Raw genomic sequence first — 23,214 nt, forward strand, 5'->3', positions numbered from 1 at the left:
AGCTATTCACATGTAAAGTCACCGCCATTTAGAAGCGGACGTCTGTCATCGTCTTTTAAGAGCGGGCAATTTCCCAGATGTCTTTCGACCTCATCCAACCGGAGCGTGACCGCGTTTTCGGGCAGGTGGATCGTCATTCTCTGACGTTCATCGTCGTTGAGACGATCGGTTTTCTTCAACAGGTCACGAACGGCCGCACGATCGCCGACCCTGTTTCCGTCCACTCAACCACTGGCGTGCACGATCTCTGGTGCCGGGGGCGGTCTTCCGATCTTCAGAGTCACACACGTTCCATCAGGAGGGCAATGCCTTGGCCTACACCTACGCACATAGTGCATAGGGCGTACCTTCCGCCTGTCTGCTGGAGCTCTTCGGCGGAGGTGAGCACGAGCCGGGCACCGGACATGCCAAGCGGATGACCGAGCGCGATCGCGCCGCCGTTTGGGTTGACCCGCCGGTCGTTTGTCGAAACCCTGAGTTCGCGCAAGACCGCGAGGGCTTGAGACGCAAAGGCCTCGTTCAGCTCGATCACGTCGAGGTCGTCTACCGCTAAACGGGCATTTGCCAAAAGCTTTCGTACGGCTGGAATCGGACCGATCCCCATCGTGCGCGGCGCGACGCCGGCGGCGGCCATGCCGATGATTCTCGCGCGCGGCTGAAGGTTGTTCGCGCGCGCGGCCGCCTCTGACGCGATGAGCAACGCCGCGGCGCCGTCGTTCACGCCGGAGGCGTTGCCCGCGGTGACGGTGCCGGCCTCGCAGACGACCGGCTTCAGCCGCGAAAGGGCGTCGAGCGTCGTATCCGCCCGCGGATGCTCGTCATGTATCACGTTCAACGGCTCGCCGCCTCTTCGCGAGACGGCAACAGGTGTGATCTCAACCGAAAGGCGGCCGCTCTCTTGGGCGGCCGCGGCCTTGCGTTGGCTCGCGAGCGCGAACAGGTCCTGATCTTCTCTGCTGACGTGGAACTCGTGCGCGACGTTCTCGCCAGTCTGAGGCATTGAATCCACGCCATACATCGACTGCATGGCAGGGTTGATGAAGCGCCAGCCGATCGTCGTGTCCTCGAGCCTCTGATCGCGCGAAAAAGGACCGCTGGCCTTGCTCATCACGAAGGGTGCCCGGGTCATGCTCTCGACGCCCCCAGCCACCAGGAAGGCAGCGTCGCCGGCGCGGATCGCGCGTGCGGCCGATCCGACTGCGTCGAGCCCCGACCCACAGAGCCGGTTCAGAGTCGTGCCCGGCACGGATAGCGGTAGGCCAGCAAGAAGCGTCGCCATGCGCGCGACGTTGCGGTTGTCCTCGCCGGCCTGGTTGGCGCACCCGAGGACTACGTCGTCGATCGCATCCCAGTCGACGCTTGGATTGCGTTCCATGAGCGCCCTGATCGGAACAGCCGCCAGATCATCTGTGCGAACGGCGGACAACGCACCACCGTGTCGCCCGATCGGAGTGCGGATCGCATCGCAGATGAATGCCTCGGTCATGCGTCGGAACCCTGCTCCTGGATGGCCTTCTCGAAGGGCACGCCGGTCCTGCTCCGCACGTCGTCCAACGTCACGCCGGCCGCGAGCTCGATGAGGGTCAGTCCTCCGACTTTCCTGTCGCAGGAGAAGACGCATAGGTCGGTGATGAGGAGGTCGACGGAGCGCTGACCGGTCAAAGGCAGGGTGCAGGCCGGCAGGATCTTCGAATCGCCATGCTTGCTCGTGTGGTCCATCACAACGACGACACGCTTGACGCCGGCGACCAGATCCATGGCGCCGCCCATCCCCTTCAGCATCTTGCCGGGTATGGTCCAGTTGGCGATGTCGCCGGTCTCGCTCACCTCCATCGCGCCCAGGATCGCGAGGTCGACATGACCACCCCGGATCATCGCGAAGCTGTCGGCCGAGGAGAAGAAGCTGGAGGTCGGGAGCGCGGTGATCGTCTGCTTGCCGGCATTAATAAGGTCTGGGTCGGCCTCTCCCTCGAACGGAAACGGGCCCATGCCGAGCATGCCATTTTCGGATTGGAGCGTGACGTTGACGCCGGGTGGAACGTGATTTGCCACGAGCGTCGGGATGCCGATCCCGAGGTTGACGTAATCTCCATCGCTCAGCTCGCGCGCGGCACGAGCCGCCATCTGGTCGCGGGTCCATGCCATCACGCCGTCTCCCTGGGCCGAACCGTCAGCTTCTCGATCCGCTTATCGTTGATCGTGCTCCTCACGATCCGGTCGACATAGATCCCGGGTGTGTGGACACAGTCCGGATCCATCGCGCCTTCCGGCACGATCTCCTCCGCCTCAACCACGGTGATCCTTCCCGCGGTCGCCATATTCGGGTTGAAGTTGCGCGCGGTCTTCCGAAACATCAAATTACCCGAAGGGTCCGCGCGCCAGGCCTTGATGATAGACAGGTCCGCGCGGAGCCAAGTCTCGCGGACGTAGAACACGCCGTCGAACTCCTCGACGGGCTTACCCTCGGCGACTACCGTGCCGACACCCGTTTTCGTGAAGAAAGCGGGTATGCCCGCTCCGCCGGCGCGGATCCGCTCGGCCAGCGTACCTTGGGGATTCAGCTCGAGTGCGAGCTCGCCCGACAGATATTGCTGCTCGAACAACTTGTTCTCGCCCACGTAGCTAGAGATCATCCGGGCGATTTGGCGGCTCTCGAGCAGCATCCAGAGGCCGAACCCGTCGGCCCCGGCATTGTTGGAGATCACGGTCAGTCGCTTCGTTCCGGCCGCCCTTATCTCCGGTATCAGGCTCTCGGGATTGCCGGATAGGCCGAAGCCACCTGACATGATCGTCATGCCGTCGAACAGGAGCCCCTGCAACGCTGCGGCCGGCGTGTCGAAGATCTTCGTGGTCATGCCTGCGTTGCCAGGACGAAGTCGTGATTGAGACGCAGCCAGGGCCCACCCATGGATCGGCCATCGGGCGCGATGCCGCCCTCGTGCTCCTCGTAAGCGCGGATAAGCGACTTCTTGACACCGAAGACGACGTCGGACTCGAGATACTGACCGCCTTGCGCGAACAGGTGGGTCACAAGCGTCCGATACCCGTCGTTAGCGATCATGAAGTGCACATGCTCGGGCCTGAACGGGTGTCGGCCCTGAGCACTGAGCATCCTGCCGACTGGGCCGTCATCAGGGATCGGATAGGCCGTCGGGCGCACCGTCCAGAGGCGGAAGCTCCCGTCGGGACCGGTAAAGAACCGGCCACGGCCTGCCAGACCGGAGCCTTCGCTTAGCTTCTGCAGGTCGTAGAAGCCGTGCTCGTCAGAATGCCAGATGTCCACGCTGGCGCCTTCGATCGCCTCGCCGGCCTCATTGTGCACCGTTCCGTCGATGTAGAGTGGCAGCCCGGTGAAATGACCGCTGATATCGCCCCCCTCGCGGAAGACAGGTGCGTCGACATAGAACGGGCCGAAGACGGTCGTCTCGGTCGCCACGCCGGGGAGACGGTGATTGATCTGGTCCACCAGCATGGAGACGCCGAGCGTGTCGGACAGGAGGATGAATTCCTGTCGCGTAGCACTGCACATCTGGCCGGTCGCGGTGAGGAAGTCGATGCCCGCACGCCATTCGTCCTCGGTCGGCTCGACCTCCCGAATGAAGGCGTGAAGGTGTCGCACCAGCGCCTCGCTGATCTGCCGCACTCTCGGATCAGGCGCGCCACGCACGCGATCGATCACCGCTTCGGTCAGCATCGTTTCGTCTAAAGCGCCGCTGGCCGGCTGTGCCGCTTGCAGCAGCCCCTCGCGAACAACGTCCATCATCCTCTTCCTTATCGTCTACTGGTCGGCCGTCGGAGGCTCACCAAGCCACGCGCGTTTCAAAATTCGCGCTATGGATGCTTCATCGAATGACCGTGGGTTCGGGTACGGGCTGCCGACGGCGATGCGCGCTGCTTCAGCCACGCCGCCTTCCGGCATGCCGAGCGACCGCAGGTCGGTCGGCGCGCCGAGCCTGCGCGCCAGCCGGAGCAGGGCTCCGGCAGGGTCGCTATCGCCGGTCGCACGCGCCAATCGTTCCCGCGCCGCGTCGCTTGCGGGCAGGTTGTAGGCCAAGACATGCGGGAGGATGACCGTATGCGTTTCCGCGTGCGGCAGGTCGAAGGCGCCGCCGAGCACGTGGCAGAGCTTGTGGTGGAGCGCCATTCCGACGACTCCCAAGCACGTGCCGCAGAGCCAAGCCCCGTACAGCGCCTCGGAGCGCGCATCGATGTCGGCTGGCGAGGCCGCTATCTGTGGCAATGCGCGGACGAGGGCCCTCACGCCATCCTCCGCCATCATCGCGACGATGGGACTGACCTGTGGCGCGTAGAGCGCTTCAGCCGCATGCGCGATCGCGTTCATCCCCGAGGTCACCGACATCCCGACCGGCAGTCCGGTAGTCAAGTCGACGTCGTAGATCACGACTTCGGGCAATACCCTGAGTGTCCGTTGCGTCGCCTTGCGACCGGAGTCGGTCTCACCGAGAACGGGTGTGACCTCCGATCCGGCATAGGTGGTCGGTATCACGATCTGCGGAAGGTCGGTCCGAAGGGCGATCGCCTTTGCAAGGCCCGTCGTCGAGCCGCCGCCGATCGCTATGACGCCGTCGCAGCGCAGTTCTTCGGCCATGCGGCACGCATCCTCGCTCACGTCCGTCGGCGTATGCATGCGCGCCCTGGGGAAGAGCCCCGACGCAACCGGGCCAAGGAGCGAGCGAAGCCACTCGCCCTTGTCGGCCTGCTCGGGCGTCGTGACGATCAGCACGTGCCGGATGCCAAGGCGCGAGCACTCGTCCGGGAGGCGGGTGACTGCGCCTTGCGCGAACACGATCCGCGCCGGCAATCCGTCGTGAAGGAACGCCTCAAACATCACACTCCCCCGACCATCGATTGGCTTCGAACCGAAAGGTCGCCTGATGCACCGACAACCCGAGCGAGCACCTCGTTGGGATCGAAGGGGAGGCGCTTTCGCCAGGCGACGATCTGGTCCGGGCGGATCAGGACGAGGTCGCTGTCGTAGAGCGTCCTTACGGCGTCCAGTGGAAGATGAACGACCCTGAGATCTATTCCCATGCGTGGCGCGGCGCGCACGAAGCCCGCGTCATCCTGTTGCTCACCTAGGATCAGCAACGTCCATTCGAAGCCGAACAGGTCGAAAAGGCTTCGTCCATCGTCGAGCCAGAGGTGCGGTGCCCTGCCGCCGGGCGTCGCGCTCGGCACGTAGGTGTTCGCGGCGTCCTCGGGAGGCTCCGTGTCGTCGGGCACGATCACGGGCGATCCATCGTAACGGCCGCCGAAGGTCACGCCGGGAATGTTGAATTCGCGGCGCGCATGAGCGTTCAAATAGTCCGCGGCCTCACTTCGCGCCGCTTCGCCTGCAGCGCTGTCGTCCTCAATGTCGGGGCTTGGGAGGAAGGTTCCAATCGACTCCGCCAGCGCGCGTGCGTAACCCGTGTTCCGAACGGCGAGCTTTGAGCGTTCGAACTGGTAGCTCTCCAAGAGTGCCGGACCGCCCGTGCCCTTGAGCACACCCGCAAGTTTCCATCCCAGGTTGACGGCATCGTCGACCGCCGTGTTGTAACCGAGGCCGCCCGCCGGCGTGAAAAGGTGGGCAGCGTCACCGCCGATTATGACGCGACCGGAAATGAACCTCTCGGCGACCAGAGCGTGGCCAGCGAGCCACGTGTCGATATTGAGCAGCTCGATCTCGAGCGGCATGCCCATCACCTGATGGAACATCGCGCGCGCGCGCTCGGGCGTGATCGCCTCGTCCTCGCCCGGCTTCAGCTGCGTGTGGAAGGCGAACTCGTCGACCCCGTTCACCGCGGCCAGCCAGGACCGCCGCTCGTTGTTGAACGCCCAGTACATCCATGCGCGGGCGTGCGGCATCGCCTTGTAGAAATCCGGCGCACGCAGATAGAGCGCTACCATCTTGCCGCCGAAGAAGTCGCGCTGCACGCCACTCTCGCCAGAATAGCGAATGCCGAGAGCACGCCTCACGACGCCGCGCGCGCCATCTGCGCCTACCAAATACGGCGTTCGGATCTTTAAGGTCTCGCCGTTCTCAACCTCCTCGACGATCGCATCGACACCCGCGTCGTCCTGCGAGAATTCAACCAGCCGCGTGCCGTTCCTTATCGTCGCTAGTGGACTTGCTTCGGCGTGGCGACGCAACACCTGCTCGACAAACTTCTGCGACACCCGATGCGGCAACTCCGCCGCGCTCCACGACCCACCCATACCGCGGACCAGCTGGGGGGCGTCCGCCGAGGACGGCAGCCGGAAGCGTGCCAGCTCACGTTGCGCGTACCTTGTGAAATAGGCGATATCTGTCGGGTAGTCGGCAGGTAGTCCCAGCGACCGGATCTCATCGGCGAAACCCAGACGCCGGTAGTGCTCCATCGTGCGCGCCTGCGTCGCGTTCGCCTGCGGGTTGACCGCGGTGGTCTCCTTCGGATCGACGATCAGCGAGCGGACACCGCGCCGGCTCAGCTCGATCGAGAGCGTCAGCCCGAACGGACCTCCACCAGCGATCAATATGGGTTTGTCGTCAGAGGGCTGTGCCATGTAGTCCATCCGAAGCTAATGATCCAGGCGTCAGCCCGGTCCGGCGCGGAGCCGACTGATAGGTAGGACTGATCATGAGCGAAGGGCCGAGCCATAGCGTTCGCAGAACAGCGACACCGCCTCGATCAAGCCCGCTGTGTGGTGCTCGTCGATCTCAAGGTGCAGTGTGACGAAGCCGCGCGGGGCGATGTAGTAGCCACACTCGAGCAGGTGGAGGAACAGCAGGTCGACGATACGCCGATCCGCAACGGCCAGATCCTCGAAGCGCGCGATTGGACGATCGGTGCCGTGCGCGTTCATCAGCGATCCGAGGCCGGTGAAGCGCATCGGGACACGGGCATGAAAGCACGTCGCGTTCAGGGCGGATCGCAGCTGGTCTCCCTGCATGTTCAACCGTTCGGCAGCGGCGGGCGTGTAGAGCCGCGAAAGGCCGGCGATCGCCGCCGCCATCGTGATGACGTTGTTGTTAAAGGTGCCCGCGTGAGCCAGCCCACCGGCATACCGGGGATCGAATGCCGCCATGAGGTCGCGCCTGCCCCCGAACGCGCCGAACGAGCTGCCGCCGCCGATATACTTTCCGAGCGTCGTGAGGTCAGGGCGCAGCTCCAATTGTCCTTGCCGGCCCGCACCGGACAGTCGAGACGTCATCACCTCGTCGAGGATGAAGAGCGCGCCGGCCCTGCGGCAGCCGTTCTCGATGGCTCTTAGGAACGACAAATCACCAGGAATGCACCCGCCCGCGCCGAGCATCGGCTCGACAACGACCGCGGCGAGCTCGTCGCGATGCGCCTCGATCAGCGCCGCGGCACCGAACTCGTCGTTGAACCTGCCAACGACGAAGCGGTAAGGCGCATTCAGCGGCGCGCCCTCGCTCACGAAGGTGAGGATGCTGCCGTGGTAGGCGCCCCTGAACGCGATCACGGTGGACCGGCCGGTCGCAGCACGCGCGAGGCTGAGGGCGAGCAGGTTTGCCTCGGTCCCGGAATTAGTGAACCGAACCAGTTCAATCGAGGGGATGCGGTCGACGATCAGGCGCGCGAGCTGCGGTTCAAGGTCGTTGTGCGCGGATAGACCCAGTCCCTTGTCGAGCGCGCCTACGATCGCATCGCGGATTTGCGGATTGCTGTGTCCGTAGATGCCGGCGGAATATTCGCCGAGGAAATCGACGTAGGTGTTTCCGTCGGCGTCGAGCAGTGATGCGCCCTTCCCGCCCGTCATGACGATCGGGAACGGCTCGTGATGGAGAACCGTGCGGGTGTTGCCACCCGGCATGACCTCGACTGCTTGGCGGTGGATCGCCGCGCTGGTCGACAGGCGAGCGCTGAAGCGCTGGCGCGCCGCCGATAGAGCCATGTCGAGGGTTGGCGATGGGATGGTCACGACCGAGTCCGAGTTGTCGAGGACGGCCGGCATATCGCTTCCGTCACAGACCAGCAAGGATTTTTTGTCCGCTGGTCAATTAGCTGTTGTCCGCATTACAAATCTGCGTCATGCATCCCGAATGACGAAACTTCGCGGGGGAGTGATGATGCGATCCTGGGGAACATACCTGTTGGCCGGCACGGCCACCGTGACGCTTTTCGCGCAAACGGCAGCGGCCCAGTCGACGGCACCTGAAACGAGCCAGGCATCGATCGAAGCAAGCAAGCAGGCCGGCTCTCCAGGCACCGACACCGCGGACCCGAATAGTGCGGACATCGTGGTCACCGCTACGAGGCGCTCGGAAAGCGTCCAGAACGTGCCGCTCAGCATCACTGCGGTGACGTCCGAGTCGCTTGAGCGAAAGGCCGCGACCAACTTCTTCGACTACGGTTCCTCGATCCCCAACCTGTCGTTCGGCAACACTGCCGAGGGGACTACGGGCGCTCGGACGATCGCCATTCGCGGCATCTCGGACCGCAACACCACCGGCTTCTACATCGACGAGACGCCTGTAGCCGAGTCCCTCGACCCGCGCATCATCGACGTGAACCGCATCGAAGTGCTGCGCGGCCCGCAGGGCACGCTCTACGGCGCGCGCTCGATGGGTGGCACCGTTCGCCTCATCACGATCCAGCCTGACGTCGATCGGTTAGCAGGGCGAGTGCACGGATCATTGTCGACCACGGACGGCACCGACAAGGCCAACTACTCTCTCGATGGCGCCATCAACATCCCGGTCGTTGCCGAACGGATCGGCCTGCGGATCGTCGGCGTGCGGGAATACAACGCAGGCTATTTCAAGCGCGTTGTCGGCCCGACAGCCGGCCAAACCACCACGATCGACAACGTAGGCGACTCCAAAGTCAACGGCGTATCCGCGGCGCTGCTGTTCAAGATCACCGACAACTTCTCGGTCACGCCGCGCGTCCTGTACCAACAGACGTCCGTGAACGGCTTTCCCTTCGCCGACGTGGCCGTGACCAACGGGTCTGCCCCGACGATCCTGAGGCCCGATGCCCTGCTTCAGCGCCGTCTCTTCAACGTGCCTGAGTTCTCGCGCGACAAGTGGCTGCTTGCCACCTACGACATGAAGCTCTCCACCGGGATCGGTACCTTCACGTCGTCCACGTCCTATTTCCGCAGGCGGTCGCGCGACGTCGAGGACCAGACCGATTTCATCGCGTCGCCTGGCGCGTTCGGTATCGCGCCGGTGCCGACGTCCATCGAGATCGACAGCAGGACCAACGCGTTCACGCAGGAGCTGCGCTTCGCTTCGGATCTCAGGGGCCCCTTCCAGATCGTGACGGGCGTCTTCTTCAATCGCACCTCGAGCAACCGCAGCTTCCCGCCAAACATTATCTCCGGCTTGGACGCGCTCTTCAACGGAGCCTTCGGCACCGACCTCGTGTACCAGACGCAGACACCGATCGTTCAGAAGGACTATGCGGCCTACGCCGAGGGCACGCTGGAGGTCGTCTCCGGGCTGAAAGCCATCGTTGGCGCCCGGGTGTTCAAGGTCGAAACGACCTCGGAGACAATGTCCGACGGTATCGCTGTAGGTGGCCCGACCACGATCCCGCGACAGACGATTAAGGAAGACGGGATCCAGCCGAAGTTCTCGCTCCAGTATCAGATCGCGCCGGGCAACCAGGTCTATGCGGTCGCCGCCAAGGGCTTCCGCCCCGGCGGGGTGAACGGCGTCATACCGACGGCGCTGGGCTGCGCCGCCAACTTGCAGGCGCTCGGCCTGTCGCCATCCGACGCCGCCTTCTACGGATCCGACAGTGTCTGGAGCTACGAGGCCGGTGCGAAGACAACTCTGCTCGACCGCAAGGTGACTGCCAACATCAGCGGTTTCCGGATCGACTGGGACGACATCCAGCAGCGTATCCAGCTTCAGTGCGGTTTCGGGTTCAGGGGCAACGCCGGCAAGGCGCGCAGCCAGGGGTTGGAACTCGAACTGACCGCGCGGCCCTTCAGCGGCCTGAGCCTCACCGGCGGCCTCGGATATACCGACGCTAGATTCACAACCACGACCCCGGGCACGAAGTTCACCAAGGGCGACCGCGTGCCGCAGGTCCCGCGCTACACGCTGAACCTGGGCGCCGACTACACCGCGCCGATCACTGCCAACCTCAACGGCTTCGCGCATGCCGACTTCAGCTACGTCAGCGACAGCATCAGCGCCCTCAACGCGAATACTGACGCCAGCGGGCGCCTGATCCCGCGCATTCGCCCTTCCTATTCGATTGTCAACTTGCGAGGCGGCGTCGCCTTCGGAAACCAGGAGGTCGCCGTCTTCGTGAAGAATGTGGCGGACGAGCGCGCCAGCCTCGGCGACGCACTCGCCGTCGCCGCCGAGGCACCGAACCGCGCTCGGGTTTCGATCAACCAACCGCGCACGATCGGGATCGAGCTCCGCAGGCGCTTCTGAACTTCTGACCCTTGAGCCGCATCGGCTCGGCCCATCCACCCGCAGCTCTGTCGCGCTGCCGTCTATCTCGGTGGCAGCAAGGCTCTGGAGATCATCATGTCGAACAAGGTCATCGTTACTGTCGCCCCGACGGGCGGCATGGCAACCAAGGCTCAAAATCCGAACCTGCCGACTCAGCCGGCGGAGATTGCGGAGTCCGTGATCCGGTCGTATCGCGAGGGTGCCGCCATCGCAGCACTGCACGCGCGACGTCCGGATGATCAGGCGACCTGCAACGCCGATATCTACCGGAATATCAACGACCGCATCCGCGCGCAGTGCGACATAGTGATCAACAACTCCACCGGCGGCGGATCGAGCGGCGACATGTTGATCAAACGGCCGGATGGCCTGTTCGAGTCGAACTTCGAGGAGCGGTTGAAGGGATGCGATGCCGGCGCCGACATGGCGACGTTCGACGGAATGACGTTCGTCGACGTGCACGGCGGCAGAGAGATCGTGGTCGTGACACCGCCATCTCGGTGCGAGGCCCTCGCCAAGCGGATCATCGATCGCGGCATCAAGCCCGAGTGGGAGGTCTTCAGCCCGACCCACATCCTGCAGGACGTCACTCGCCTTATTCAAAAGGGCTACGACAAGCCGCCCTACTACATCAACATGGTGCTAGGGGCCGATCGAGGCTTCCAGGGCGCGATGCCCTACAGCCATGACATCCTGACCGCGATGATCGCGGCCTTGCCGCCGCAATCGATCTTCTGCGTTTCGGCGATCGGCCCGGCGCAGCTGCCCGCCACCACCCAGGCCCTCTTGCTCGGCGGCCACGTCCGCGTGGGCCTCGAGGACAACAACTACTTCGCAAAGGGACAGCTCGCGACCAACGAGCAGCTAGTCGCACGCACGGTCCGGATCATCCACGAGCTCGGGCTGGAGCATGCCAGTGCTGCCGAAGCGCGCGAGATCCTCGGCCTCCGCGAGGTCGGTAACGCGTGATGAATACGCAGCTACTCCATCGCAGCATCCGCCGCGCTCCGCCGCTGGCAGTCGCCGGCGAGGGCATCTACCTTGTCCAAGAAGACGGTCGCAGGATCATCGACGCTTCGGGCGGGGCTGCAGTCGCCTGCCTCGGGCATGGCAACGCCCGCGTCGCCAATGCCATCGCCAGTCAGGCGCAACGCATGAGCTATGCTCATACGAGTTTCTTCTCCAGCGAGCCGGCGGAAGAACTGGCGGCTCTTCTCACGGAGGGAAAGCCCGGCGGGTTGTCGCATGCGTTCTTCATCTCATCGGGCTCCGAGGCCATGGAAGCGGCGATCAAGCTGGCGCGCCAATACCAGCTCGAGCGCGGCGAAGTCGGGCGAGACCGCTTCATCTACCGGCGGCAGAGCTACCACGGCAACACCCTCGGCGCGCTCGCGATCAGCGGTCATCCGGCTCGCCGGGCGCCCTACGAAGCCCTGCTGGATCCTCGCCACATCGCGGTCTCCCCATGTTTCCCCTACCGCGAGCAAGCAGAGGCGGAGAGCGACGAGGCCTACGTGCAGCGGCTGGTGGCCGAACTCGACCAGGCGTTCGAGGAGGCAGGCGCTGGCAAGATCATCGCGTTCGTCGCCGAAACCGTCGTCGGCGCCACGACCGGCTGCGTCGCTCCGCTACCGGGCTACTTCGAGGGTGTGCGAGAGGTTTGCGATCGCCACGGCGCGTTGCTCATCCTGGACGAGATCATGTCAGGGATGGGCAGAACGGGCACGACGCACGCCTGGCAGCAGGAAGGCGTCGCCCCCGACATCCAGACGATCGCCAAGGGTCTCGGCGGAGGGTATCAACCTATCGGGGGCCTGCTGGTGCAGGAACACATCGTCGATACACTCGCGAGCCGGTCCGGGATTTTTGTCCACGGCCAGACTTATCAAGCCCATCCGGTGGCCTGCGCGGCAGCTTTGGAGGTTCAGCGTATTATCCAGGAGGACGATCTCCTTACCAACGTGAGGCGGGCGGGGGCTAGACTTCGCAAAGAGTTGGTCGCCCGTATCGGCGGGCATCCGTTGGTCGGCGATGTCCGGGGGCGAGGACTGTTCATGGGAGTCGAGTTCGTCGCGGACCGCGCGACGCGCCAGCCCTTCGAGCCGGCGGCCAATTTCGCCAACGTCATCAAGGAGGCCACGTTCGACGAGGGGTTGGCGATCTACCCGGGGTCCGGCACCATCGACGGGATCAGGGGCGATCACCTGCTGATCGCCCCGCCCTACTGGGTTGACGACGCGATGCTGGTAGAGATCGTATCTCGGCTGAAGGTGGCGCTCGACCGGGCTGCGGAAATCGTTCGAGCTGGGTCGTGACGCCAGCGATCGACGACGCCGCATCGACGAGCTCGCCCACCCGCAGGCTCACCAACCGGCACATCCAATTCATCGCGATCGGCGGCGCGATCGGCGCGGGACTGTTCCTGGGCTCAGGAAAAAGCATCGCGAGCGCCGGGCCGGCAGCGATCCTGATCTACGCCGCCTGCGGGGCCTTCATCTTCTTCATGGCGCGCGCGCTTGGCGAGTTGACGCTGCGCGACCCTTCCGGGGACGCCTTCGTCAGCTATGCGACACGCTACATCGGCTCGGCCGCCGGCTTCATCACGGGCTGGAGCTACTGGGCCAACTGGATACTCGTCGGTGCTACCGAGATCACCGCGACCAGCGTCTTCGTCCGCTATTGGTATCCAACCGTTCCGCAATGGGTCCCGGCGGCCGCAACGCTGGCGTCGGTCTATGCCGCAAACATCAAAGCGGTGCGCGTGTTCGGCGAAATCGAGTTCTGGCTCGCCATCATCAAAATTCTGACGATCGTCCTCCTCATAGGCGGCGGACTCGTGGCGATCGTCGCGCCTTCGGTCCTGCACGTCGAAGGCGCGGGATTCAGCAACCTGTTCGATCATGGCGGCTTCTTCCCGCATGGCTGGGTCGGGATCGTCGCGATCGTGCCCATCGCTTTGTTCGCCTTCGGTGGCGTCGAGGTGATCGCGCTGACGGCCCGGGAGGCGAAGGATCCGGAGCGCTCCATACCGCGAGCAATCAACGGCGTCGTCTTCCGGATCCTCTTCTTCTATGTGGGCTCGATGATCGTCGCCATGTCGATCGCTCCATGGACGAGCTACTCGGCCGGTGAGAGCCCATTTGTCGCGATCCTCACGCGGATCGGCATCCCGGCAGCGGCTGGGATCGTCAATTTCGTTGTGCTGACTGCGGTTGTGTCATCCTGCAACACCGGGCTGTTCTCGACGGGACGTATGCTGGCTGGATTGGCGCGGCAAAGGTTCGCACCCGCATCGCTCGGCATTACCGACAGCGGCCTGCCGCGGCGCAGTATCTCAGTTTCTGCGGCCTGCCTGGCGCTCACGGTTGTGCTGAACTGGCTGATACCGGACGACGCACTGAGTGTCTTGATGGCAGCGGTCGCCTACCTCTTGCTGTGGGTCTGGATGATCGTGCTGATCGCGCATCGCGGCATGCGGCGACGATTGGGTCCACCCGAGAAGGGGGTGTTCGCGATGCCCCTCTATCCCGCTTCGAGCTGGGCGACCATGGCCTTCATCGCTAGCGCGACACTATTACTGGTCGCAAATTCCTCCGCCTGGATCGTGACCCTGGCTGCAGGCGGGTGGTTCGCCGCGCTCGCGCTTATTGCGTTGTCTCGCCGCATCGTTCCTGTTTTAGAATAGGTCGCTCTTGCGATCTGCCGACCGGTCTGATGGTCGGGCAGCATTCTGGACTTAGGGACTTGGCGGCGATGACAAAGGGGACGCAAGGACGGGGGCGGCGGAGCTCGGCACAGGCCGTATCTCACGATCACATCGCGTCGGCTGCACTCGAGCTGCTTTCACTCAAGGGCATCGATGGCTTCAGCGTCAGGGACCTCGCCAAGTCGATGGAGGTCTTTCCGGCGACCATCTACCACCACATGACCACCAAGAACGACCTCCTTGCCGCAGTCGCGAGCTACGCGCTGCGCGATCTGGAGCCGCCGCCTCAGGCGCGCGCCTGGCAGGATTGGATGAGGGAGCTGTTCCGACGCTACAGGAGCGCGGTCCAGGCCCATCCGGCGATCGCCCCCCTTATCGGCGCGCGGATCGTCTCCAACGCCGGCGTCGGACCCGATATCATCGAGAGGATCCTTACCGTACTCATCGAGGCGGGCTTCCCAGAGGACAGCATCGTCGACACGTTCAACGTCGTGATCGCGGCCAAGGTGGGCTTTGTCACGCTGGAACTTGCTCCGCAGCCCGACAACGTTGCCGACTTCCACGACATCATGCGCGCGCGTGTGAATACGGTCAACGTCGAGACCCACCCGCTACTGGCTCGCTTCCTCCCAAAGCTCGCCAACCGCGCGTTCATGCTCCGTTGGGAAAACGGCTCGACGAGACCGATGGATGCCAGCTTCAACGCCTACGTCGACGTCGTGATTTCCGGCCTCGAGGCACTGCTACGGACTAGCTCCGGCAAAACCGGACAAATAGAAATTGTCCTTTGAACAAGATATTATGATAGTCCATATTCGCTCAACGGCCAGCGAGTCTGCTGTCCGTTCACCGGCCGGCGCCCCGGCCATGGCTGCGGGACAGCAGAATGCAATCAGACACCGCGCAACACTCGAACACGGTTCAGGTGGAGATCCTTTGGGGCGACTGTGACCCCGCAGGCATCGTTTTTTACCCAAATTACTTTCGAATGTTCAATGCAGCGACAGATAGTTTATTCGCCTCTGCGGGACTATCACTGACGCACTTGCAAGAAGAGCACGGCATTATTGGATATCCCATGATCGATGCGCGCGCGATGTTTCTGTCGCCCAATCGGTTCGGAGAGGCAATCACCATTTTGACGCGGGCGATCGGCTGGGGACGGTCAAGCTTCGAGATTGAGCATGTCGTTCACAATACTGCAGGCCGTTCGATCGAAGCTTACGAAAAGAGGGTTTGGGGCGCTTTAGATGGCAGTGGGAAACTCGTCGGGAGAACGATCCCCGATGTCGTCAGAAAGCGTCTTGGCCATACGCCTGTCGACGGGGCGCGCTGAGCTGCCCGGGCTCAACCACACTCCGGCGAGCCGCGTCCCTGGTGCGGAGAGCCGCATCCGAGATCATGGGCATCAAAGCGTGATATGCAGGCCCAGATCGAAGCGGCTGTAGTTCACGTTTCGCTCGATGAATTGGTCGGTGGATCCCGCGTACAGGAAGTTGTTCGAGTTCGTCAGATTGGTGGCGTCGGCGAAGATCTGCAGCGTGTCGCTGAGGTTGAAGCGCAGCGCGAGGTCCAGCTGCCCGTACGAGGCGTGGTATTGCGGCACGCCCTCGTTGTCGAAGTTGCAGCTCGTGATCCACTTAGACCGCCAGTTGTAGGACAGGCGGGTCTGGATCCTGCCGTTGTCGTAGAAGCCGCTCGCATTGTAGGTGTCGGGTGACAGACCGGTGAAGCCGCATGTTGAGGTGCGCGCTTCGACGTGCGTGTAGTTGCCGGTGACGCCGAAGCCCTGCGCCCAGCCGAACCGCTCGTCCAGAGCATACTGACCTGCGACTTCAACGCCCTGCACGCGCGCGTCGCTCACGTTTCGGGTCTGCGTCACGAAGACCGTTTCGGGCGCGCCCGGGATCGTCTCCTCCGTCGTGACCGCCTGGAAGAGCCCGCGCAGGTCCTTGCGGAAGGCGGCGGCCGAGACGTAGTTGATCGACGAGATGTACCACTCGGCAGACAGGTCGTAGTTGTTGCCGAACTGGGGCTTGAGCCCGGGATTGCCGCGCGACAGCGAGAGGTTGCCGACCGAGCCGGACCAGTTGTCTCCGAACCGCAGGTCGTTGAGGTCCGCTCGCGTCAGGGTGCGTGCTGCGGCGGCACGCAACACGAGACGGTCGGTCAGGTCGAAGCGGATGTTCCCGGACGGCAGCGCGCTCGTGTAGTTCGCCTTTCCCGACAGCTCGGTCGCGGGCGAGTAGGCGAACGTGTAGCTGCCGGACGGACCCGCCTGGAACCCGGTGACCGTCTGGCCAAAGCCCGTTGAGAGGGTGTCGACGTGGACGACGCGCACGCCGACGTTCCCGGACAGACGGCTCCAGCGCCAGGCCGCGTTGACGTAGCCGGCGGCGACCTTCTCCTGGGTGGCGAAGCTGCCGCCGGGATTGTTCACCAGCGCGAAGGGACCGCCCGGCCGCGCCGGATCGGCCGCGATCAGCGCGCAGTTGCCGGTGCACGACACGTTGCCGGCCGCATCGGTCTGCGGAAGGTAGCTGCTGCTGTAGTTGCCGCGGCTGTTCAGCTGGGCCGCCTGCGAGAGGTAGGCGGCGAGCTGCGCAGGATCGTAGCCGATGAAGCTGTTCGCCGGCGGCGTGGCATCCCCGCTCAGAAAGTGCGTCCCGAGCGAGACGGGCCGAAACAGCGAGGTGGGGAAGGGGAAGGTGAGCGTGTTGTACGAGTCGGACGGATTCGAGTAGTCCTTCAGGCCTTTGAGATGGTCCTGATAGTCGCCACCGATCTCCACGTTCGAGAGGAACGAGCTCTCGAACCTGTAGCGGGCGAGGAAGCGTCCCTCGTTGATCCTGTCGTCTACGCGCTGGCCGTAGTTCTGAAACGTGCCGATCCGTGCGAGCGACGGATCGCGGAGGACGGCGTCGTTGTCGGTGACGAGCGGATTGCCGTCCTTGAGCTGGTAGCCGATGCTGCTCTGGGCGTAGTTGCCGACGAGGATGTAGGGGTCGTCGGGCTTGTTGCCGGTCGACTTGGCGAAGGAGGCATCGGCCTCAAGCGTGAGCTGATCGGTCGGCTCCCATCGGGCGTTCAGGCCGACGTCGTAGCTCTTGGCCACGCGGTCGCGGGCGCGAACCACCGAGAGGGTCTGCGGCTGGACGACGGAGAGAGGATTGCCGTTCGCATCCCTCGCCGTCGCCAGGGCGGCCGCGACCGCCGGGCTGTTTAGGAACGTCTGCCCAGGGTAGGTTCCCGACACGAGCACGCCGTTGCTGCTCACTACCGGGTCGACGACCGTGTTGCCGAAGATCGGATTGAGGATCGAGTCCGAGATGCGCTGGTGCAGCTCGGAGTAGAAGCCGTCTGCGGTGAGCAGCAGCTTGTCCGTCGGCTTCCATTGGACGCTGCCGCTGCCGAAGTAGCGCTTCGTTCCGCCGCGTACGACGCCGTAGCTGATCTGCCGCGGCCCCTTGAAGCTCTGCTGCGAGACGAACGGGTTCGCAGTGCCGCCCGAGATGACGTTGAACGCGCCGGCGTCCCACTGTCCGACGCGGATGTAGTCCTCGGAGGCACGCAGGTCGGTGTAGGAGCCGGAGACCGCGACGCCGAAGGTCCGATCGCCGTTCTGCCACGACGCGATGCCGCTGGCGGTCGGCCTGACGGTATCGACCTTGGAGACGACGTTCCCCTGGACGGTGAGGCTCGCATACGACTTGTCGCCGTCGAGCGGACGCGGCGTGATGATGTTGATCGTGGAGCCGATGCCGCCTTCGGTGAGCTGCGGCAGCGAGGTCTTGTTCACGTCGAGCCGCGAGATCATCTCGGACGGCAACACGTCGAAGTTGAAGCTGCGCCCGCGGCCGCCGCCATCGGGCGCGAACGCGCCCGTGTCCGACGGTAGGGAGCGTCCGTTGAGCAGCACGTTGGTGAAGTCCGGACCGAGGCCGCGAACGGAGACCTGCTGGCCGAGGCCGAAGCTGCGCACCACCGAGACGCCTGCGATGCGCTGGAGCGACTCGGCGAGGTTGTTCTCGGGGAACTTGCCCGCGTCCTCGGCCGTGATGCTGTCGACGACGTTGCCGGCGCGCCGCTTGATGGCGAGCGCCGATGCGAGGCTCGCCCTGATGCCAGTCACGACGACCTCGCCGCTTGCCGCAGGGGCGCTGTCGGCGGCCGGCGAGGCGACCTGCGCACCCGCGACCGCAGGGTCGGATTGAAGCGGAACCCCATCAGTCGCGCCGGGCGTGCCGGCGTTGCTGCTGTCCTGGACTCCCTGGGAGGTTTGTGCATCGGCGCCGGACGCCACCGCCAGGCAGGCGAGCGATGCCGCGCTGAGCAGCACGGGCCTGAGATACCGCATCATCTTCTCTCCGAGACTAGGATCGGGAGCGATGTCGACGCGGCGTGACCGCGTGATGCGGAGCATGCCTGGTCTGCCGCCCTGATCATTTCCCCGGCCCTACGGCGCGATCAATCTAGAAACAATCCATTACAATCGACTATCGTCATCAATACCAAAATCCCTCGTTGATGGCACCACTGCGAACGGCCGTAAGCGGGTAACTGGATATGGCTGTCGGCCAGCTGCGATTGGCCGCTTGCGGCCCCTCCCCTCTCGTGCCTAGACCGAGAAGCAGTCGCTCAGCGTAGCCTCGTAGGCTCCCGAAGCCTCGGTTCGTTCATCCGGCTGAGTCGTAGCGCCTCGAAGCTGCGGTCTTGGATACCGCCTTGAATGTCCTCCGTTTCACCGGCGGGCAGCGTGGGGGAGCCAGCCTCCAAGACCACGGCACACGACGCGCTAAAGCGAGCACGCGATTACTGCTCGCTGTAGTGTTGGCGGCACGCGCAATCGTCTTTGGTAAGGAACAGCGTCCAGGCTAAGCGCCTCAACTGCCAGAGAGTGCGTGCGCAACCCTCAACCAAGATGAGAAGCGTTCATCCGATGCGAACGACAGGCATCAGTTCGGCAGGGGCGAGCATAAGTGTGAGGCTCCGGCAGACCTTGATAGCCGCCCTGTTGGCGAGTGCCACATCCGAGCTAGCGGCCTCACCGCAGCAGTCCGACACTCCTCCGCCTGCAAGTGCCGTGGCTCTTGGGCTCGCGGGCGCTGAGCCGCCTGCCGTCGCTCGATTCCTGATGGTCAGCGGAGCAATCGACGCTTCCCTCTCACCTGACGGGCGGCGCATTGCCTACCGCACTCGTCTAACCGGCCTGCCTCAACTCTGGACCGTGGATGCCAGCGGCGGCGCACCGGCCCAGCTCACGTTCGGCGCGGGCGCCGATGGCGAACTTTGGTCGCCTGACGGGAATGGACTGCTCGTCTCCGCGGACACGGGCGGAGACGAGCGCTTCGGGTTGAACTGGCTGCGTGCGGACGGTTTGGCGGAACGCACGGTGCTGCCGCCGTCGTCTGACTTCACGAGATTGGGTGCGTTCTCCGCCGACGGGCGCCGGTACGCCTACCTCGTCCAGCCAGACGGGAGCGAGCGTTTCGACCTGCGGGTCGCCGACCTCGTGTCAGGCACCAATCGCCTGATCGCGCGCGGGCAGCCCGGGTTTCGGGCACTCCGCTGGTCCCCCGATGGCAGGTGGGCGCTGGTGGTCCAAATGTCTGGCGAAGACCGGAACGCGCTCTGGCTCGTCGATATGGCGAACGGAAGGCTTGAGCAGCTCTTCGCCGATCGCCCGCCGGCTAGCTACGGCATGCCGACGGTGATCGTCCCGGCCGCTCTTGCCTGGGCTCCCGATAGCCGCGGCTTCTACATGGCGACGAACGAGGGCCGAGAGCGTAACGGCCTCGTGTACGTCGACCTAGGATCCCGCCAGCTGCAATGGCTCGTGAGGTCGGACGACGCGGACGTGGTCGACGTACAGCTCGCCAGCGGTGGCCGCTACTTGGTCTGGCAAACGCTCGGTCGCAGCATGTCGGCACTACATGCACGCGATCTCAGATCAGGTCGGGAGATCGCTGCCCCGGCGCTTCCCGCCGGCTCATACCAGCTTTCCGTGGCGCGCGATGCCCCAACCGCGGCAGTGGTGGTGGACAGCCCCCGCGCGCCCGGCGACATCTACGTATGGCGCCTGGACTCAGGCCGAGTGACCCGCGCCATCGCGGCGAGTAGCGCCGGACTGGACATGTCTAAGATGGTCGCGCCACGCCGCGTCGACTTCCGAGCTCGCGGCGGCGTGCCGCTATCCGGCCTCCTCTACGAGCCCCAGAGGTCGCCCGCACCGGGTCGCCCCCCCGTCTCTATCCTACTCCACGGCGGACCCACCGATTACGCCTACCCCGGATACCTCTACGACGTGCAGATGCTTGCAGCGCGCGGAATTGCCGTTCTCGACTTCAACTACCGAGGGTCAATCGGAGAAGGAAAAAGCTACGCCAAACTCAACGATGGCTTCGGTCACGCGCACGAGGCTGAGGATGTCTCCGACGCCGTTGCTTGGCTTCGGCGCCAACCCGGACTCGATGGCACGCGCGTCGCCGTTGGAGGTGTCTCCTACGGAGGGTATCTGGCGCTGGCGGCCGGCTCGACCTCACCAGACTTGTTCAAGGCGGTCGTAAGCGAGGCGGGTCCGACGGACTGGATCACCTCACTCGAGAACACCCCGCTGTTCGCCGCCTCGGACCGCGTCGAGTACGGGGACATCCATGACGCCAAGGTCTACCGCTTCTATCGCGACCTCTCGCCGCTCAATCGAGCGTCCCGCTTCCGCGCTCCCTTGCTGATCCGCCATGGCGTCAACGATCCACGGGTGTCTATCGGTCAGGTCGATGCATTCGTTCAGAAGGCGCGCGCCGCAGGCGTGACCGTGCGGTACATGCGCTATCCTGGCGAGAATCACGGTCTTGCTTCAGTGGCGTCGCGCGTCCAGTTCTACTCAGCGATGACCTCCTTCCTCGAAGCTTCGCTCGGGATCGTTGAGTCGCCGCCTCCTGCCGGACGGGCTCTAAAACCCTGAGGCCGCAATAATCGCCTCTAGGTTTCCTGATCGGGAGCCTTGGATGCGCGCCCTGTCAACTGCAACGCTGTTGTCCTGCGTCGCCGTCAGCGCGTCCGGCGCGGTGACTGCTTCGCGGGAAAGTGCAGTCGATGGGCGCTTCGATGCGGGCGGACGCTTGATCCGTCTCTCCTGCAAGGGCGCAGGGAGGCTCGACGCGGGCATGGTAACGGCGCCTGTTGAAGATGCGGATGGCGGGCCATCGCTGCGAAGGTGGAGCCGGTCACCTCAGTCTGCCGGTATGATCGGGCTTGTGTTGGACAGAGCGACTGAGCGCCGCCTGGTCCGAGCTCCAGTCTGGATGCTGCTCGCGGCCTGCATGCCGCGTTGTCAGCAGCAGACGTTAAGGGCCAATCCCTGCTCGTGGGTCATTCAGTGGGCGGGCTACATGCCCAGGTGTTTGCGGCACAGCACCCCACCGATACGGTCGGGCTGGTACTGGTAACTACAACCCATCCCGACCAGTTTTTCACTTGGCCGGCGCTTCTTCCCCCATCGGCGCCGGGCGAAGAGGCGGCCGTGACAGAGGCTCGATCGTTCCTCACCAACATGCAGGCGGATGCGAGCAAGAACGAGGAGCTTCTCGATATGCGGGCGAGCTCCACGGCGGCGCGCAACCTGGCGATTTGAGCGGGCAAACCAAATCGCTTTGGTAAGCTGAAGAGCCAGACGGGCACCCTGAGGATTCGTAAATCGGCGGTCGTCCGAGAACTAGCGACGATAACGTCCGGCCGATATGCTTGGGCGCAGGCGAGCTATTGACTCAGATCGGTCACCCACGGCCACCTTCCCGCCCCTCAACTTCTGTCTTTCGTATTTGCTGGCATTCAAGCCTTCGACACCAATCGGGCAGCTGTCCGGCTGACCTCAGCTAGAGCATTAACCGCTCGTTCGCTTTCGCAATAGCCTACACCTTGCGCGAACCGCGACGCCTCTTCGGCTTGACTCATTTGAAGAGTTGTAAGATCATGAATAGAGGATAGGGGGCAACAATGCATGCTTGGAGCGCCTCTTGGCTAGTGGATGGCGGATGGGCGCTCCTTTGTGGGGCTCTGGGCTTTTGCGCAAAAGCCATATTTGACAGCGCCGTAAAAACACGAGACCAGATTAATCTTGAGGTATGGAAGGTTAAAGCTCGTATTTTGGAGCAAAGGCTGTCCGGTTTTTACTGGCCGCTTTTTTCTGCCCTGCAGCGTGACACGCTTCTTTGGCAAAAGGTTTTCAATGATCTTCGCAGCTCCTCCGGAAATGCTCCGGCATGGCTTGCACGTTTCTCGGAAGCGCACCAAGAGGCGTTTTCACGCAAGTTAGAAATGGATGTCCTGATACCGAACCACCAAGAGGCTGTTCGTGTAATTCGGAGTAATATGCATCTGGCTAATGCCGATGTTGCGTTTAACCAGCTTTTAGGTCGATATGTCCGGCACGTTGATGTCTACGTTGCTTTGAGGCAAGCCGGACTCTACGATGTCGACCCGATTGATGTTGGCGAGGAGTATCCGCACGGATTAACCGAAGAGGTTGAGCAACGAATGCTTTCTTACCAAGAGGAATACGAAAAACTTCTACGGGGAAGAGGAGTAACAGATTTGCGAGACATGTTTGCTGATGTAGCGAATGGTCGCACATTGCAAAGTATCGCTTCAAAAGGGATAAAGCCCTTCTCTCGTTAGGCCAGAATTCCTCGCAGTATATTGCTTAGCAACACTTCTAAAGAGTTTGGTTTTTTAAAATATTTTTTAAATCATCTTCATGTTTTCAGCACCCCTGGCATGTTAGAGGCCCGATCTGGAAGAAGCGTCGGATCACAGAGGTGATGGCGGAACGGACCGATCAACCGTTACATCAACTGTCCGCGGGTTGGGCCTACGACCAACCGCTAACTGCCAGCGGTTGCCGAGAGGGCCATATCCGCACTTAGGCGCTGTCGACGCGGTCGAAAGACCCACAAGCGGTCACTCCCGGCGCCCTGCCCCGACTCCCAACTTCGTTGGGGTGGACGCCCCCTGACGGCATCGATGTGCCAGAGTGGAGGTGTTGAAACACCACTGTAGGAGGCGTCCGTGAGTGAGGTTAGCACAG

At 63.6% G+C, this 23,214-nt stretch carries 17 protein-coding genes; 9 read left to right on the forward strand and 8 right to left on the reverse strand.

The annotated features are described in order from the left end of the window. Positions 1 to 280 precede the first annotated feature (280 nt). The 7 genes from pcaF to FHY05_RS16120 form a co-directional block, all read right to left on the reverse strand. Positions 281 to 1,486: a 3-oxoadipyl-CoA thiolase gene (gene pcaF, locus FHY05_RS16090; RefSeq protein WP_183945454.1), complete on the reverse strand. Its 1,206-nt coding sequence runs from the start codon at positions 1,484 to 1,486 to the stop codon at positions 281 to 283. Then, complete coding sequence (locus FHY05_RS16095; RefSeq protein WP_183945455.1) at positions 1,483 to 2,145, reverse strand: 3-oxoacid CoA-transferase subunit B; 663 nt, start codon at positions 2,143 to 2,145, stop codon at positions 1,483 to 1,485. Before FHY05_RS16095 ends, pcaF begins: the two co-directional genes overlap by 4 nt. Continuing rightward, positions 2,145 to 2,855, reverse strand: a complete 711-nt coding sequence (locus tag FHY05_RS16100; protein ID WP_183945456.1) for a CoA transferase subunit A — start codon at positions 2,853 to 2,855, stop codon at positions 2,145 to 2,147. Before FHY05_RS16100 ends, FHY05_RS16095 begins: the two co-directional genes overlap by 1 nt. Next, complete coding sequence (locus tag FHY05_RS16105) at positions 2,852 to 3,763, reverse strand: intradiol ring-cleavage dioxygenase (RefSeq protein ID WP_260181626.1); 912 nt, start codon at positions 3,761 to 3,763, stop codon at positions 2,852 to 2,854. Before FHY05_RS16105 ends, FHY05_RS16100 begins: the two co-directional genes overlap by 4 nt. A gap of 15 nt (positions 3,764 to 3,778) precedes the next feature. Then, positions 3,779 to 4,849, reverse strand: coding sequence for a maleylacetate reductase (locus FHY05_RS16110; RefSeq protein ID WP_183945458.1), 1,071 nt, complete (start codon positions 4,847 to 4,849; stop codon positions 3,779 to 3,781). Beyond that, the gene (locus FHY05_RS16115) at positions 4,849 to 6,555 is read right to left on the reverse strand and encodes an FAD-dependent oxidoreductase (protein WP_221191249.1); all 1,707 of its coding nucleotides are present in this window, start codon (positions 6,553 to 6,555) and stop codon (positions 4,849 to 4,851) included. The genes FHY05_RS16110 and FHY05_RS16115 overlap by 1 nt, the downstream gene beginning before the upstream one ends. 63 nt (positions 6,556 to 6,618) lie before the next feature. Next, positions 6,619 to 7,959: an aminotransferase class III-fold pyridoxal phosphate-dependent enzyme gene (locus FHY05_RS16120; RefSeq protein ID WP_183945459.1), complete on the reverse strand. Its 1,341-nt coding sequence runs from the start codon at positions 7,957 to 7,959 to the stop codon at positions 6,619 to 6,621. Between the two features lie 139 nt (positions 7,960 to 8,098). On the opposite strand from FHY05_RS16120, the gene FHY05_RS16125 reads away from it, so the two are divergent. The 6 genes from FHY05_RS16125 to FHY05_RS16150 all read left to right on the forward strand — a co-directional run bounded on the left by FHY05_RS16125 (position 8,099) and on the right by FHY05_RS16150 (position 15,465). Continuing rightward, complete coding sequence (locus FHY05_RS16125; protein ID WP_183945460.1) at positions 8,099 to 10,402, forward strand: TonB-dependent receptor; 2,304 nt, start codon at positions 8,099 to 8,101, stop codon at positions 10,400 to 10,402. Positions 10,403 to 10,498: 96 nt separating this feature from the next. Continuing rightward, positions 10,499 to 11,392, forward strand: a complete 894-nt coding sequence (locus FHY05_RS16130) for a 3-keto-5-aminohexanoate cleavage protein (protein ID WP_183945461.1) — start codon at positions 10,499 to 10,501, stop codon at positions 11,390 to 11,392. Further along, the gene (locus FHY05_RS16135) at positions 11,392 to 12,738 is read left to right on the forward strand and encodes an aspartate aminotransferase family protein (RefSeq protein WP_183945462.1); all 1,347 of its coding nucleotides are present in this window, start codon (positions 11,392 to 11,394) and stop codon (positions 12,736 to 12,738) included. The genes FHY05_RS16130 and FHY05_RS16135 overlap by 1 nt, the downstream gene beginning before the upstream one ends. After that, complete coding sequence (locus FHY05_RS16140) at positions 12,735 to 14,108, forward strand: amino acid permease (protein WP_183945463.1); 1,374 nt, start codon at positions 12,735 to 12,737, stop codon at positions 14,106 to 14,108. The genes FHY05_RS16135 and FHY05_RS16140 overlap by 4 nt, the downstream gene beginning before the upstream one ends. Positions 14,109 to 14,176: 68 nt before the next feature. Then, complete coding sequence (locus FHY05_RS16145; protein ID WP_183945464.1) at positions 14,177 to 14,920, forward strand: TetR/AcrR family transcriptional regulator; 744 nt, start codon at positions 14,177 to 14,179, stop codon at positions 14,918 to 14,920. A 95-nt stretch (positions 14,921 to 15,015) separates the two neighbouring features. Beyond that, a complete protein-coding gene (locus tag FHY05_RS16150) occupies positions 15,016 to 15,465 on the forward strand; it encodes a thioesterase family protein (protein WP_183945465.1) in 450 nt (149 codons plus the stop codon). Between the two features lie 72 nt (positions 15,466 to 15,537). On the opposite strand, the gene FHY05_RS16155 is transcribed toward FHY05_RS16150, so the two are convergent. Further along, the gene (locus tag FHY05_RS16155) at positions 15,538 to 18,489 is read right to left on the reverse strand and encodes a TonB-dependent receptor (protein ID WP_183945466.1); all 2,952 of its coding nucleotides are present in this window, start codon (positions 18,487 to 18,489) and stop codon (positions 15,538 to 15,540) included. A 774-nt stretch (positions 18,490 to 19,263) separates the two neighbouring features. On the opposite strand from FHY05_RS16155, the gene FHY05_RS16160 reads away from it, so the two are divergent. From FHY05_RS16160 to FHY05_RS16170, 3 genes are all read left to right on the forward strand, one after another. After that, entirely contained in the window at positions 19,264 to 21,093 is a 1,830-nt protein-coding gene (locus FHY05_RS16160) for an alpha/beta fold hydrolase (RefSeq protein ID WP_221191251.1), read from the forward strand. 366 nt (positions 21,094 to 21,459) lie between these two features. After that, the gene (locus tag FHY05_RS16165; RefSeq protein WP_409321840.1) at positions 21,460 to 21,762 is read left to right on the forward strand and encodes an alpha/beta fold hydrolase; all 303 of its coding nucleotides are present in this window, start codon (positions 21,460 to 21,462) and stop codon (positions 21,760 to 21,762) included. A gap of 362 nt (positions 21,763 to 22,124) precedes the next feature. After that, positions 22,125 to 22,805, forward strand: coding sequence for a hypothetical protein (locus FHY05_RS16170; RefSeq protein ID WP_183945469.1), 681 nt, complete (start codon positions 22,125 to 22,127; stop codon positions 22,803 to 22,805). Positions 22,806 to 23,214: the final 409 nt, after the last annotated feature.

The organism is Sphingomonas sp. BK580 (assembly GCF_014194975.1).
GTDB lineage: Bacteria > Pseudomonadota > Alphaproteobacteria > Sphingomonadales > Sphingomonadaceae > Sphingomonas.